Annotated in this window: 11 protein-coding genes; 6 read left to right on the top strand and 5 right to left on the bottom strand. The window is 71.1% G+C overall.

The window, feature by feature from the left end:
- Positions 1-35 precede the first annotated feature (35 nt).
- Complete coding sequence (locus V6V47_RS07230; RefSeq protein ID WP_334627263.1) at positions 36-686, top strand: uridine kinase family protein; 651 nt, start codon at positions 36-38, stop codon at positions 684-686.
- Between the two features lie 119 nt (positions 687-805).
- Here V6V47_RS07230 and V6V47_RS07225 read toward each other — a convergent pair whose 3' ends face one another.
- On the bottom strand, positions 806-4,270 hold the full coding sequence (locus V6V47_RS07225) for a ThuA domain-containing protein (RefSeq protein ID WP_334627262.1): 3,465 nt from the start codon (positions 4,268-4,270) through the stop codon (positions 806-808).
- Positions 4,271-4,414: 144 nt separating this feature from the next.
- A complete protein-coding gene (locus V6V47_RS07220; protein WP_334627261.1) occupies positions 4,415-5,974 on the bottom strand; it encodes an NAD(P)/FAD-dependent oxidoreductase in 1,560 nt (519 codons plus the stop codon).
- Positions 5,975-6,158: 184 nt separating this feature from the next.
- Between V6V47_RS07220 and V6V47_RS07215 the strand changes: the two genes are divergently transcribed.
- From V6V47_RS07215 to V6V47_RS07200, 4 genes are all read left to right on the top strand, one after another.
- Entirely contained in the window at positions 6,159-7,394 is a 1,236-nt protein-coding gene (locus tag V6V47_RS07215) for a hypothetical protein (RefSeq protein WP_334627259.1), read from the top strand.
- A 33-nt stretch (positions 7,395-7,427) separates the two neighbouring features.
- Entirely contained in the window at positions 7,428-7,868 is a 441-nt protein-coding gene (locus tag V6V47_RS07210) for a hypothetical protein (RefSeq protein ID WP_334627258.1), read from the top strand.
- Between the two features lie 83 nt (positions 7,869-7,951).
- On the top strand, positions 7,952-8,524 hold the full coding sequence (locus tag V6V47_RS07205; protein WP_334627257.1) for a GNAT family N-acetyltransferase: 573 nt from the start codon (positions 7,952-7,954) through the stop codon (positions 8,522-8,524).
- A 37-nt stretch (positions 8,525-8,561) separates the two neighbouring features.
- Positions 8,562-8,975: a type II toxin-antitoxin system Phd/YefM family antitoxin gene (locus V6V47_RS07200; protein WP_334627256.1), complete on the top strand. Its 414-nt coding sequence runs from the start codon at positions 8,562-8,564 to the stop codon at positions 8,973-8,975.
- A 644-nt stretch (positions 8,976-9,619) separates the two neighbouring features.
- Here V6V47_RS07200 and V6V47_RS07195 read toward each other — a convergent pair.
- The 3 genes from V6V47_RS07195 to V6V47_RS07185 form a co-directional block, all read right to left on the bottom strand.
- Positions 9,620-10,012 carry an SCO5389 family protein gene (locus tag V6V47_RS07195; RefSeq protein WP_334627254.1) on the bottom strand — a complete coding sequence of 131 codons (393 nt, stop codon included), beginning with the start codon at positions 10,010-10,012 and terminating at the stop codon, positions 9,620-9,622.
- Positions 10,013-10,372: 360 nt separating this feature from the next.
- The gene (smpB, locus tag V6V47_RS07190) at positions 10,373-10,864 is read right to left on the bottom strand and encodes an SsrA-binding protein SmpB (protein ID WP_334627252.1); all 492 of its coding nucleotides are present in this window, start codon (positions 10,862-10,864) and stop codon (positions 10,373-10,375) included.
- Between the two features lie 24 nt (positions 10,865-10,888).
- Complete coding sequence (locus V6V47_RS07185; protein ID WP_334627250.1) at positions 10,889-13,126, bottom strand: hypothetical protein; 2,238 nt, start codon at positions 13,124-13,126, stop codon at positions 10,889-10,891.
- A gap of 136 nt (positions 13,127-13,262) precedes the next feature.
- Between V6V47_RS07185 and V6V47_RS07180 the strand changes: the two genes are divergently transcribed.
- Positions 13,263-14,930, top strand: a complete 1,668-nt coding sequence (locus tag V6V47_RS07180; RefSeq protein ID WP_334627249.1) for an FAD-dependent oxidoreductase — start codon at positions 13,263-13,265, stop codon at positions 14,928-14,930.
- The last annotated feature ends 71 nt before the right edge of the window (positions 14,931-15,001 follow it).

Here is a 15,001-nt window from a genome sequence, read left to right as displayed (position 1 = left end):
ATCGCCACCGAGCGTCTCCGGTGTCGCGGTTCACCATGGCGCAGATCGTGGACTTGGCCATCGAGGGCGCGCGAGAGGCGAGGCCGAAACTTATCGGGGTCGAGGGGTTCGGGGGCGTGGGCAAGAGCGTCTTCGCAGAGCGGCTCGGCGAGATGCTGGGCGAGGCCCATCTCGTGCACCTGGATGAGTTTCTGATCGAAGGCCTGGTCAGCGACGAGGACAAGAGTGACTTCAATCGTGGAGAACTTGCCCGTCGAGTGCTCCAGCCGGCTCTGCGTGGTGGACTGCGGGGCTATCAGACGCTGATCGGTGCCGATGGCGGCCCAGGCCGATGGGTGCCGGTCCCGAACGTCCGGTATCTCATCGTGGAGGGTGTGTCCGCGTATCACGCTGAGCTATGGCAATTTTACGACCTTCGGATCTGGGTCGACGCGCCGATGGCAGTTGCTCGGGAGAGAGCCAAGCAACGAGACGTGCAAAGCGGCATCTACGATCGCGACCTCTGGGATGCCTGGGAGCGCTCGGAGATCAGCTACAAGGCGAAGTACACGCCGCATTTGACGTGTGATGTCGTCTACGACAATGCGCGCGACCGCGCTGACCTACGCCCCGCGGCGAGCGTCACCGGCGGGGATCGGCACATGATTCTCGGTACGAGCTCAAGTCCCGCCCAGCGACTCCAGTAGGCATGCTCGCACGGCGGCGCTGGCACCGCGTACGCCATGTTTCTCGTCTTGTGCGACTCTGACGCCCGGGATGCCGGCGGTGGCGGGCGGGGTTCTCCCCACCCGCCACCGGCCGACGATCAGTTGACCGTGATGGTCAGGTTGGCCGAACGGGTCTCCCCGCTGCTGTAGGTGACCGTCACCCGGGCGGTGAAGATCCCCTTGCGGGGGTAGCTGTGCGCTGTCGAGCGCAGCGTCGCCCCATGCGTGATGGCGCTGTTGTCACCGAAGTCCCACGCGTAGTCGGTGATGGTCTGCCCGGAGCCGGCGGTCGCGGTGGCGGTCAGGGTGGTGGTCAGCGGCGCGGTGCCGCTGGCCGGACTTGCCGCCAGGGAGATCGACCCGCCGGGTTCCTGCTTGACGCCGGCCCCGTTGAACCGCAGCCAGTCCAACGAGAGCAGGTCCGGGGTGCCGCCGACCTGCGCTGCGTTGACGAACTTCGCGTACAGGGTGGTGGTGCCGGCGGGTTTGTTGGTCAACGTGACGGTGGGCGAGACCAGGTTGTCCCAACCGCCGGTCGACCCGATGGTGGCCTTGCCGATCAGGGTGCCGGTGGGTGAGCCGGTGCGCAGCTCGATGTCGCCGCCGAGCCCGCCGTTGGTCACCCCGAGCGTCACCGAGCCGACGTTGCGAAGGTCCACCGGCCCGTACGCCGCCCAGTCGTTGTGGTCGACGTCGCCGAGCCGCTTGCCGGCGCGTGCGGTGGCCCGGTCGTTCACCGTGAGGCCGGACTGGCCGCTGAAGTGCTCGGCCTCCTTGCTCTTGGGCTGCAGCTGCACCCGGGTCGAGCCGGTCAGGGCCGGTACGCCGCCGGCCGCGCCACCGTCGGTGTACTGCGCGGTGATGAGCGTGTACAGGTTCTGCCCCGGCCCGTGGCCGTCACCGGCGTCCGCCTCGGTGGCCAGCAGCCCCGAGCAGCCGGTGTACACGTCCAGTGGGTGGGCGTGCGAGTCGTGGCCGAGTTGGGTCTGCACGGTCACCTTCGCGCAGTCGATGGTGCCGTCCTCCGGATCGGTGACCGTCACCGTGTACGGGATCTTGTCGCCGAAGTCGAAGAACCCGCCGTCGGGCACATTGATGGTCACCGTGGGTCGGGTGTTGCCGACCACCACGTCGGTGACCGCGGTGGCGGTCAGGCCGTTACCGCTGTTGCGTACGGTGAGCCGGGCGGTGAATTTCCCGGCCGTCGAGTAGGTGTGGCCGGGGTTGGCCGCGGTGGAGTCGGTGCTGCCGTCGTTGGTGAAGTCCCAGGCGTAGCTGAGTGCCGAGCCGTCACCGGTGGTCGACCCGGCCGAGGAGAACGCCACCGACAGCGGCGGGCGTCCGCTGTCCGGAATGGCGGTGATCTTCGCGGTCGGCGGTCGGCCGGTGGCCACGTAGTCGATGCGGTAGATGCCGGCGCCGGCGTTGCTGCCGCCGCGTCCGCTGCCGGTGCCCTCACCGAAGTCGATGACGTAGAGCGAGCCGTCGGGGCCGAACTCTGCCTCGAAGGGCTGGATCCAGCTCATGTTGCCGAAGATTCCGTTGATGGATTGGAGGTCGCCCACGGCGGTGGGGCCGAAGCGCGGGTTGGTGAAGGTCTGCGCCGTCTTGTGGATGGAGAGGGTCTTGAACCACTTGCGGGTGAACTCGTAGGTGATCCACTTGCCCTCGAAGTACTCCGGGAACTTGGTGGTGCGGGCGTTGGCCGGGTCGTAGTCGTACACCGGGCCGCTCATCGGTCCGCCACCGCCGGTGCCCACCTCGGGGAACTGGGTGGACGCGGAGTACGCGTACCAGACCAGTGCCGACTTCGCCGCCGGCAGGGTGGTCAGGCCCGTGTTGTTGGGGGAGCTGTTGACCGGCGCCGCGCAGTTGAACTTCGCACCGGAGGTGCTGGTCGCGAAGTTGTAGTCGTTGAACGGGATGTTGTTGCCCACGCAGTACGGCCAGCCGTAGTTGCCGGCGGCAGTGATCCGGTTGAACTCGACCGTCCCCTCCGGACCCCGGTTGGCGTCGGCGGCGCGGGCATCCGGGCCGTAGTCACCGACCAGCAGCGCATTGGTCAGCGGGTCGACGGTGATCCGGAACGGGTTGCGCATGCCCATCGCGTAGATCTCCGGCCGGGTCTTCGCGGTGCCGGCCGGGAACAGGTTGCCGCTCGGGATGGTGTACGTCCCGTCGGCCTGCGGGGTGATCCGTAGGACCTTGCCGCGCAGGTCGTTGGTGTTGCCGGAGGTGCCCTGGGCGTCCCAGGCGGCCCGGCCGGCCTGCTCGTCGATCGGCGTGTACCCACTGGAGGCGAACGGGTCGGTGTTGTCGCCGATGGCGGCGTAGAGCCGACCGGCGGCGTCCATGGTCAGCGAGCCGCCCATGTGCGAGTTGGCCCGACCCACGCCGCGGTAGGTGGGGATGGCCAGCAGCCGTTTCTCGGAGGAGAGCGCCACGCTGTTGTTGGCCACCGTGAACCGGGACAGGTTAAGCTGTTTCAGCGTCTTGTCCGACCAGAGCAGGTAGACGAAGCCGTTGCTGGCGAAGTTGCGGTCCAGGGTCATCCCGAGCAGCCCGTCGGACTGGTCGGTCATCGCCGGGGTGTACGCGAAGTCCAGCAGAGTGGTGACCTGAAGGGTGTCCTGGTTGACGACCTTCAACGCGCCGGTACGTTGGATGTAGTAGACCTTGCGATCCGGTGCGACGGCCAGCTCGAACGGGTCGGCGAGGTTGTCGGTGACCAGCCCGACCCGCTCGAAGTTGCCGGTCTTGGTGGCTGAGCAGTCACCGGCGACCGCCCCAGCGGCCCACTCGATGCCGTAGCGCAGGTGCTCCAGGAACGCCGGCTCGGAGAATCGGGAGCTGGCGTGCCCGCCGGCGGTGAACCAGGACCGGCCGCCGTCGTAGCGCTGACACCAGGAATACGCGTGGTCGACGCCCTCGTCCATGCCGGGGATCCCGTCGCGCACCTTGATCTGCGCGAGAGTGTGCACGTTGCCGGTCGGGTTGGTCTTCCAGTTGTACCACTCCTCGCTCTGCTCCCAGAGCTCCGGCAGGTTGCGGGTGGAGGGGTGCGCCCGGTCGAGCACCTTGACCCGGCCGGGAAAGGTGCCGCCGGTGGCCGAGAAGTCGGGGTGGTAGTCGAAGATCGTGCCGACCAGACCCTCGTACCACGGCCAGTCGCGTTCGCTCGCCGAGGCGGCGTGCAGGCCGGCCCAACCGCCACCGTTGCGGATGAACGTCTGCAACGCCGCGCGCTGGCTGGCATTGAGCAGGTCACCCGAGGCCGGGGTGGAGTTGGTGTTGTTGAACACCAGGGCGTCGAAGGTGGCGAGGTTGGCGTCGGTGAACGCGGCCGCGTCGGTGGTGGCGACGACCTCGAAGTTGTGGGTGGTGCCGAGTTGCTGGATCGCGGCGACGCCGGCCGGGATCGAGTCGTGGTAGAAGTTGGTGATCTTCGAGAAGACCAGCACCCGGAAGCGGGGGGCGGCCTCGGCGGGCAGGGCGGTGGTGGTGCTCAGCACGGTGAGGACGGTGAGCAGGGCGAGGCAGAACGCACGCAGGTGTCGGGGCATGGGGCGCTCCCTGTTGGACGGTGAGGGCTCGGAAAGCGCTTTCTCAGTGCCCGAATCACGGTACTGACAGCCAGTGACGAGCGTCAATAGCATGGAGGTAAGCGTTTTCCTGCCCTGATCGTCCGGGGCTCCGTCCGGTGCCGTTCAGGCGAGCGGCACCTGCGCGGGCCGGTCGCCGTCGCCAGCGGCCCGGACACCCTTGGGTGCGGTGATCGGCGCCGTGGTGATCCGACTCGGCAGCACCGGAGCGTCCCGACCGGTGCCCCGTCGGCCGGCGCTGCCGGTCGCCTGCTCGTGGTAGTCCTGCTCCACGTTGACCGACCAGACATCGTGCTCGCTGCCGGTGGCGATGTTCTCCGCGGTGAGCATCGCGGTCACCATGGAGTGGTCCTGGTTGTTGTAGCGGTGCATCCCGTTGCGCCCCACCGGGTGCACATTCGGCACCTCCTCGGTCAGCCAGGCTCGGATCACGTCCACGTTGTGCTGGTAGTGCTCGTCGTACACCGGGTATGCCTTTGGCATCCGCACCACGTAGCCGGCCTCCACCGCGCCGGGCCGGACCAGCCCCAACCGCTCCAGCTCCGCGGTGGCCAGCGCCACCAGATCGGCGTCCGGGGTACGCCACAGCTCGTCGTGCTCGAAGACGAAGTACTCCATGCCCAGGCAGGTACGGCCGTCCTTGACCAGGTACGGCGACCAGGAGCCAAAGTTCTGGATCCGGCCCACCCGTACCCCCGGATCATGCACGTAGATCCAGTTGTCCGGGAACGAGTACCTGGACGGCACCACCAGCGCGACCGTCAGGAAGTCGCGGTAGCGCAGGTCGGCGGCACAGGCCAGCACCTCCGGCGGCGCCGCCGGGCGCAGCGCGGCCACCAGTTGCGAGATCGGCATCGACGAGATCACGTGGTTGGCCGGTTCGGTACGCTGCCCGCCCGCGCCGTTGACGGTCACGCTGACCGCTCGCCGCCGCAGCGGGTCGCGGTGCACCGCGGTGACCCAGGTGCCGGTCGACAGCTCCCCGCCACGGTGGCGCACCTGCTCGGCGCAGCGCTCCCACATCATTCCCGGCCCGTACTTCGGATACTGGAACCGCTCGATCAGGCTGGTCACGTCCGCGCGGAACCGTCGCGGCAGCACCGCGTTGCGGATCGCCTTGGCCAGCGACAGGTCCTTGATGCGCTGCGCGGCCCAGTCTGCCTGCAGCCGGTCGGCCGGCATCCCCCAGACCTTCTCGGTGTACGTCTTGAAGAAGATCGAATACAGCCGCCACCCGAACCGGGCGGACACCCAGCCCTCGAAATGCGACTGGTCCCGCGGTGGACGCAACCGGGCCCGGGCGTACGAGCCCAGGCAGCGGAGAGCCTCCGGCAGCCCCAGGTTGCGCAGCGCGTTCCCCGCGTTGAGCGGATAGTTGAACAGCGCGCCCCGGTAGAAGATCCGGCTCATCCGGGGCCGGCTCAGGAAATCCTCGTCCGGCAGGATCTCGTGCCAGAACGCCTCCACCCGGGGCACCTTGGTGAAGAACCGGTGCCCGCCGATGTCGAACCGCCACCCGTCGCGCTCCACGGTCCGGCTGATGCCGCCGACCACGTCGTCGGCCTCGAACACCCGGACGGGCAGGCCGTACCGCAGCAGCTCGTACGCCGCGGTGAGACCCGCCGGCCCCGCACCGATGACCACCGTGCCGTGCTGCTCGCTCATGCCGCTGCGCTCCCTGCTCACCGCTGTGGTCGAGGCGCCGCGCGTACCCGTTCCGCGGCGGACCTCACCCGTTCGTCGGCACCGGTCCTGGCCGTTTCCGCTTCGGCGGGGCGCGCGACGGCGTACAACGGAGAGGCGGCGCCCCGCGCGACGGGTGGGTCGAGCTGACCGGGGGAGCGGGCGGATGCACCGGTGGCGGAGCGGCCGGGGGCGTTCGACCGCGCTGGCCTCCCGGCTCAACGGGGCGGCCCGGGCCGGAGCGCGGTTGGCCGGCCGGCTGCCGGCACCCTGGCCCTACCTGCTCGGCCTCTTCGTCGGCGCGAAGCTGCTGCTGACCCTGGTCGGGCTACTGGTCCTGCACGCTTGGGACGGGGTCCCCGGCGCGCCTCCGCCGGACGAGGCGGCGATGTGGGCGCAGCAGCGCGAGGTCTCCGGGCACCGTTGGATCTCCTTCTGGTTCGCCTGGGACGCCCTGCTCTACCTGCGGCTGAGCGAGCTGCCGCTGACCGGGCCGTGGGCGGACTTCGGCTTTCCACTGCTCTATCCGTTTCTGGCCCGGCCGGTCGGCGCGCTGCTCGGCGGCGACAACGCCCTGGCCCTGCTGGTGATCAGCAACATCGCGTTCCTGCTAGCGCTCTGGTACGGCCACCAGCTGGCCGTGTTGCTGCTCGGTGACCCGGACGCGGCCCGCCGGTTCACCCGCTACCTGGTGCTGCTGCCGACCGCGTTCCTGTTCCAGGCCGCGCTGACCGAGTCGCTCTTCGTCTGCCTCGCGCTGGCCGCGTTCTACTACGCCGAGCGGCGCCGGTGGCTGCTGGTCGGCGTGCTGGGCTACTTCCTGGCGATGAGTCGGTCGCTCGGCCTGCTCGTTGCGTTGCCGCTGGCCCTGGTGCTGCTCCGCCAGCACGACTGGCGGCTCGGCTCCCGCGCCCTGCTCGGTTATCTACGCATCGGCTGGCCGTTGCTGCTGTTGCCCGCGGGCTGGTTCACCTTCATGGCGTTCTGCCGGTGGCGGGGTGGGGACTGGTTCGCGTACCAGCACGCCCAGCGGGCCGGGTGGGGGATCGAGGTGCAGAACCCGGTGCCGGTGCTGCTGGGCGGGTTGGCCGGGGAACCCCAGGACGCCGCCCGGGTCTGGTTCGCCGTGGCTGTGCTCGCCGTGCTCGCAGCCGGTCTCCGCCGCCGCGAGGTTCCCTATCTCGTCTACGGCGTCCTCATGGTGCTGGTGCCGCTGTCGATGGGCCCAGCGGTCTACAAGAGCCTGCTGCGCTACCTGCTCGCCGCGTTCCCGGTGGCCCTGGCGCTGGCTCGCTGGGCACGCCGCGCCAGCGTCGACGTGTGGCTGACCGCAGCCCTCGCCCTGGTGCAGGGCGCGCTGTTCGTGCTCTGGCTCAGCTACTGGACCCACCTGATCATTTGAGCGGGACAGCGGCCGGCCGGGCAGGATGGGCAGATGACCGAGCCACGGGTGCGCCTCGATGACCTGGGTGCCTGGCTGATCAAGGGCAACGCTGACCTGGTCGACCTGACCGCTCGTTTCGCCCGGGATCCCCACGTGACCAGCTGGTGCGTACGCCCCGGATACCGGGCGCGGTTGATGCGCACCGGGCAGCCGGTGGTCTTCTGGGCCAGCGGCAGCCGCGCTCGGCTGCCGTACGGGGTGTGGGGGATCGGCCAGGTGACCGGGGCGGCCGAGCCGGGGCCGCCGGGCCAACCCTGGTCGGTGCCGCTGGACCTGCGCATTCTCGCCGAGCGGGACCGGGTGCCCCGGCAGCGGTTGCGCGCGGACGACCGGCTCGCCGCCCTGGAGGTGTTCCGTCAGCCGCAGGCGGCCAACCCCTCGTACCTCACCGTGGCCCAGTTCGCCGTACTGCGTGCCCACGTGCCGGCCTGACCGCGACAGAGGCGGCGCGCCGGCCCGGGCCGGCCTGTGCGAGCCTGCACTCGACGTTCGAGCGACACCCCCGTGGAGGCCCGATGTTTGCCCTGCCGCTGACCGAGGAGGTCGAGCTGCGCCCGCTGGACCCGTGGCGCGCCGAGGAGTTCCTCGCCCACCTCGACCGGGCCCGGGAGCACATCGCGCCCTGGGTGGGGCCGTCCTTCGTCGCCACCGACCTGCCGTCCGCCCGCGCGGTGCTCCGGCGCTACGCCGATCGGTGGGCCAGCGACAGCGGCGGCATCTGGGGGCTGTGGTGGCGCGGCACGCTGGTCGGTGGGGTCATGTTCGTCTCCTTCGACGTGGCCTCGGGCGTCTGCGAGGTGGGCTGCTGGCTGGAGCCTGCGGCGGAGGGGCGGGGCATGGTGGCGCCAGCGATCCGCCGGATCGTCGACTGGGCGGTACGCGAGCGCGGCATCCACCGGGTGGAGTGGCGCACCACCGCCGACAACACCCGCAGCATCGCGCTCGCCCGTCGACTCGGGCTGCGCCACGAGGGCACCCTCCGCCAACTCGCCCCGAGCCCGCGGGGTCGACTCGACCAGGAGATCTGGGCGGTGCTCGCCGACGAGTGGCTGGCCGGGCCGGCGCGACCGCAGCACGCCGTCCACTGACGACGGTTCTGTCGTACCCGGGCGGCACCATGCATCCATGGCCGTCCCCGCGCTCACCCCGCATTCCGACTCGCCGCGCACCGTGCCGCTGCGTGAGGCGCGCACCCGCTTCAGCCAGCTCGTCGCGCTGGCCGAGCTGACCGACTCGGTCACCGTCGTCACCCGCGACGGCGACCCGCGCCCGGTCGCCGCGATCGTTCCGGCCGCCGCTGCCCGCAGTGGTGCGCAGGCCCGCGCCGACGCCGACCGGCTCGCCACGGTCACCGCCGGCTGGGCCCGGCGCCTCGAGGAGCAGCACCGGCGCAGCAGTCAGCGGCACGCCGCGGAGCTGGGTGCCGTCCGCACGGCACTCGCCGAGGCGTGGGCCGAGTTGGAGCGCCGGGTCACCCCGGGCGGCGACCCGGCGCTGCTCCGGCTGCGTGCCGCGCACGCCGACCTGCTCGCCGGCTGACCGGCGGCTCGCTCCCGGCCGACGCGGGCGCCCCGCGTGCCCGCGATCGGGAGCCGCGCGCTCGACGGATCCCGGGGTTGACGAGCTCCGGGTCCGCAGGCTGGTCGAAAACCACTGCGGCTGCCACTGCGGCTCGGCCAGCGGCGCCGAGAGCCACTGCGGCTCGGCCAGCGGCGCCGAGAGCCACTGCGGCTCGGCCAGCGGCGCCGAGAGCCACTGCGGCTCGGCCAGCTGGCGAGAGCCACTGCGGCTCGGCCAGCTGGCCGTTGGCTATGCCCGCCGACGGCCAGCTACGCCGGACGATGAGCGTCGCTCCCCCTGATCATTGTGTCGTGAGCAGTTGTCAGTGCTCGTGGGCAACTGCTCACGACGCAGTGATCAGGGCGCGGTTGGGCCGCAGCCCCCACGTCTCCTGCACCGCCCCCGTATCCGCACGCCTGGGGTGCCGCGACCGCAGCCCCGGCAGTCGTCCAGCCTCGGCACCCCCGCCGAGATCCGCACAACTTCGAGGAAACTGCTGCCTCGACACGGTCGCAGGCAGCAGCTTCCCCGAAACTGCGCGGATCTTGGGACGCACCACGTCGGGCGGTGCGCGTCACGTCGGGCGACCCTCGTTTGCTGCGGGCCCGCCTGACGCGTACGGCTCAGCAGTTGCGCAATTCGGGGGACTGGTTGAGCAGTTGGCCCCGGGTCGACACGAATCTGCGGTAGCGCTCCCCGTCGACGGCCGTCGGCCGGAACGCGGCGACCCGATGGCAGTTCTGGAAGGCCAGCCGTACCCCGAAGTGCCGTTCCAGGCCGGCGCGGATCGCGTCGCTCGCCAGTGCCCGGAGCAGCTGCCCCCGGTCGGCGTCGGTGGGCGGCGGGACGACGTTGTCGGCCAGGTCGTCGTCCCCTGCCTCGAGTTCGGCCACCACGCGGCTGACGGTGGCCCAGGCGTACGGCAGTGAATCTCGGACGCAGGCGATGAAGGCGTCGTCGTCGACGGGGCCGCGTTCGGCGGCATCGAGCAGGGCGGGCGGGACGGTGAGCGACATGGTTCTCCTCCGCTTCCAGCTAATGATTACCGTTGTCATTAACGGTGCCGATCGAGCACACCACGCCGTCCGGGTGACGTCAACGATGTCCGGGGTGTCGCCGCGCCGAGACCCCTGGCCAAACCCCTGGCGAGGCGCCGGATCGGCCACGCTGGTCGTGGTCGACCCGGGATCGCTGACATCGCGGTATCACCCGGTGCGGGTCACCGCGACATCGCCGACGCCGTGTGGATCACGGGGCGGCAGGCGAACACGGGGCGGCAGGCGATCACGGGGCGGCAGGCGATCACGGGGCGGCAGGCGATCACGGGGCGGCAGGCGATAACAGGGCGGCGGCCGATCGGGGGCAGCGGCCGGCGGTCAGGGGCGGCGGGGGTGGCCCTTGAGGTGCCGGCCCAACTCGCGGGCGATTTCCCGGTTGGCGTCCCGCTCGGCCATCGTCTGCCGCTTGTCGTAGGTGCGCTTGCCCCGGGCCACGGCCAGCTCGACCTTGGCATAGCCGTTGTCGAAGTACATCGACAGGGGGACCATGGTCAGCCCACCCTCGCGGACCGTTTCGAGGATCCGCTTGATCTCCGACCGGTGCAGCAGCAGCTTGCGGGTGCGCCGGGGGGCGTGGTTGGTCCAGGTGCCGTACGTGTACTCGGCGATGTGCAGGCCGTACAGCATGATCTCGCCGTCGCGCTCGTGGGCGAACGCGTCCACCAGCGAGGCGCGCCCCTCGCGTAGCGACTTCACCTCGGTGCCGACCAGGACGATGCCCGCCTCGTACGTGCGCAGCACGGTGTATTCGTGCCGGGCCTTCTTGTTCGAGGCGATCAGCCGGCGCTCGGGCTGCTTGGACGGAGTCACCGGCCGACGATAGCCGGCCGCCGGTCAGCGCTGCCGCGGCCGGTCGGTACGCAGCCGATCGGCCAGGTCCCGGACCGATTCCACGAACGTCTCCTCCGGCTCGCACGGCCAGTGACCGAGAATCGGTGGCGGCACGCTGTCGCTGGGCGGCGGCACCACGTCGTGCGGGTCCTTCAACCGGCGGTCCACGGCCGCCGCTGGGCCGGTCAGCGTCTCGGTGTCTCCGGGCCGGTGCGGTTCGAAGATCCAACCGCCGATCGGATCGGTGTCCCGCCACAGGTTCACCCAGCGCCAGCCCACCCGCTCGCCGATCTCCCGCAGCACGCCGTCGTCGACGTACGCGGGGAACAGCCGCCCGTAGAGCCGGCTCAGCGGTGACCCGTACGTCAGCAGGGCGACCCGGTCGGTGATCCGGGACGGTAGTTGCAGCAAGGTGGCGGCGAGCAGCACCGAGCCGTGGCTGTGCCCGGTCAGCAGCACTCCCGCGCCCTGCTCCACCAGGTAGGTGATCCGTTTGGTCAGCTCCGGCACGGCCCGCTCGGCGTAGCAGGGTGGGGCGAATGGGTGCGCGGCCCGGGGCCAGAAGGTGCCCAGATCCCACAGCACGCCCACGTACCGGCGAAACTGCGCCGTCCGGTACGCGAAGATGCCGCCGATCACCAGCGCGACCACCACCGCGGCGATCACGTAGCTGCCCACCCCGATCAGGAAGTTGACCAGGTCGGCGGGCACCCCGACGAAGCGTTGGATCACGTTGCCGGGATAGAGGTGCATCAGGCCGAGCACGCTGGTGGCCAGGCCGAGCGCGGCCAGCCCGGCGTAGACGATGGTGAGCGGCTGCAGACGCTCGGTGAACCAGGCCCGCGCGATCGCCTGCTCGACCTGGAGCAGTCGGTCGGCGGCCTCCGGTGGCGCGTCCGGGAAGTCGGTGGCGACGATCGCCGCCGCCGCCCGCCGGCGTTCGCGCCGGGTCAGCACCGTGACCAGGCCCGCGACCAGCAGCGCGGTCACGATCGCTAGGAAGAACCCGAAGATCGCCCATTTGTACGCCAGCGGCGGGCTGGTCTCCAGCCCGTCCGTGGTGTCCCCGTTGCGGTCGAGCAGGTCCGACATCCGGTAGACCAGCTCGGCGGAGAACGCCACGGCGAGCCCGGCGGCGATCGTGACGAAGACCGGCGAGCCCAGCGCGCGCAGCGGCGCACCCGGCCGCGGCCTGCTCCGCTGCCAGATCACCAGAGCGGCGAGCACGACCAGCAGCACGGTCTGGCTGACGAACAGCCAGGCCACGATCGCCCCGTAGCCGGGCAGCACCTTGCTCCGCCCCCAGGGCACCGGACTCCGGACGATGTGCACGATCACCAGGATGGTCAGGCCGCAGCTGATCGTGCGCAGGCCGCGGGTGAGCCCGTCGACCCGGGGCGCCGGGCCGGGTCCGTCGATGACCGTCGCCGCGCAGAGCAGCACCACACAGGCGAGCAGCACCGCCCCGGTGGCCGCCAGCAGCGCCACCATCACCGGGGAGGCGCCGTCGCTGGCCCGGGCCGCCAGCAGACTGCCGTCCAGGGTGGCGAACGCGGCCGCGACGTGTACCGAACGCAGCCGGCCCACCATCGGTGCCGCGTCCCACTGGCCGACCGCGCTCAACCGGTGCACCGAAGTCTCCGGCACCGGGGTCCGGAACGCGTCGAACGAGTGGCCGGGGCGCGCGCCCAGCCACCAGACGACTCCGATGGCGGCGATCGGCACCAGCGACAGCACGCCGAGCCGCAGCCCGACCGGGCGCCCGCCGAGCCAGGACAGCCAGGTCCTCCCGGCAAGGCAGGACGAGGTGCCCATGCACCGCCAGGCGATCAGGTCAAGCGCCACCCCGACGATGGAGAGCACGTAGAGGATGGTGAGGGTGAGCGCGAGCACCCGGCACAGCGCGACGATGCTGTGCTTCGAGACACGGCTCGCCGGGCGCATCCAGAGCGCCACGTTGCAGAGCATGAACGGCAGCAGGAACACCAGTGACAGCGTCCGCAGCACCGTGCCGGACGGTAGGTCGCTCCAGCGGTACGCCTCCAGCGTCACCCCGCCCGGCCCAGTGGTGCCCGGGTAGCCGGCCCGCGGGCGGTAGAAGCCGCCGCTCCGATCCCCGGCGACCTGCTGCACGTGCGGCCGGTCCAGCACCTGGTCCGCCCCCGCCCCGGAGACGCCGTGCACCCGCAGCTCCACGACCCGGTCCGACGTCGTCGGTCCGGTCGGCGTCGCGTCCGGCATGGGCCCCCCGAGGTGTACGCGGCAGCCAGGCGGGTCGGTGTACGGCCTACCGCGCGGCGACCCGGCTTACCCTCTCCAGGCCCGATCAACCCTGCGGCCTGCGCCGCCTGGTGTGGTCCTCGGCGCGGGTGGTTACATGGGCGCCATGGCGAACCCGGTGATCCTGACCGTCGATGACGACCCGGTGGTCTCCCGGGCGGTGGCCCGGGACATCCGTCGCCACTACGGAGAGCGTTTCCGGGTGTTGCGGGCCTCCTCGGGGCCGGAGGCGCTGGACGCGTTGCGGGAGGTGAAGCTGCGCGGGGAACAGGTGGCGCTGCTGCTGGCCGACCACCGGATGCCGGAGATGACCGGGGTCGAGTTCCTGGAGGCCGCCATGGACATCTTCCCGGCCGCCCGCCGGGTGCTGCTCACCGCGTACGCGGACACCGACGCCGCGATCGAGGCGATCAACGTGGTCGACCTGGACCACTACCTGCTCAAGCCCTGGCACCCGCCGGAGGAGAAGCTGTACCCGGTGGTGGACGGTCTGCTCGAGGCGTGGGCGCTCACCCCGGACGCGGCGAGCACCGAGATCCGGGTGGTGGGGCACCGCTGGTCCGCGCCGTCGTTCAAGGTCCGCGACTTCCTGGCCCGTAACCTGGTGCCGTACCGCTGGTTGTTGGCAGACGACCCGGAGGGCGCGCGGCTGCTCGACGCGGCCGGGGCCACCGAGGCCGACGTGCCGCTCGTGGTGACGGCCGAGGGTAAGGCGCTGATCGCTCCGAACGAGGCCGAACTGGCGGGGCTGGCCGGGCTGACCGTCGTGCCGGCGACCGACTTCTACGACCTCGTGGTGATCGGCGGTGGCCCCGCTGGCCTGGGCTCGGCGGTGTACGGCGCGTCGGAGGGGCTGCGGACCGTGCTGGTCGAGCGTCGGGCGACCGGCGGGCAGGCCGGGCAGAGCAGCCGGATCGAGAACTACCTGGGCTTCCCGGACGGCGTCTCCGGCGCGCAGCTGACTGATCGGGCCCGGCGGCAGGCGGTGAAGTTCGGCGCCGAGCTGCTCAGCGCCCGGGAGGTGGTCGGCCTGACCGAGGCCGGAAACGCCCGGCTGCTGCGCTTCGGCGACGGCACCGAGATCGCCGCGCACACCGTGGTGCTGGCCACCGGGGTGTCCTACCGGGTGCTCGACGCCCCCGGGTTGGCCGACTTCACCGGGCGGGGCGTGTTCTACGGCTCCACCGCCACCGAGGCGCCGAGCTGCGTCGACCAGGACGTCTACATCGTCGGCGGGGCCAACTCGGCCGGTCAGGCCGCTGTGCACTTCTCCCGGTACGCGGCCCGGGTGCACCTGTTGATCCGGGGCGCGGACCTGACGGCCTCGATGTCGCGTTACCTGATCGACCAGCTGGAACGGATCGACCGGATCATCGTGCACCCGCACACCGCCGTGGTCGGCGGGTCCGGGCAGGACCACCTGCAACGGCTCAGTCTGTGCGACACCCGCACCGGCGAGGCCCGGTCGGTGGACACGTCGTGGCTGTTCATCTTCATCGGCGCCGAGCCCCGGACCGACTGGCTGGACGGGGTGCTGGTCCGCGACGGCCGTGGCTTCATCGTCACCGGCCCGGATCTCGTCAGCGGTGGGCGGCGGCCGGCTCGCTGGCCGCTGTCGCGCGACCCGTACCACCTGGAGACGAGCCTGCCCGGCGTGTTCGCCGCCGGGGACGTACGGGCCGAATCGGTCAAACGGGTCGCCTCGGCTGTCGGTGAGGGCGCCATGGCCGTGTCGCTGGTGCACCGTTATCTGGAGGCCCAGTGAGCGCGAGGAGTGAGCCGGGCCTGCGAGCCCCGCAGTCGCGAACAGAGGAGGCCCAGTGAGCGCGAGGAGTG

The organism is Micromonospora sp. CPCC 205539, assembly GCF_036906815.1.
GTDB lineage: Bacteria > Actinomycetota > Actinomycetes > Mycobacteriales > Micromonosporaceae > Micromonospora.
This window is presented reverse-complemented; position numbering and strand designations above follow the sequence as displayed.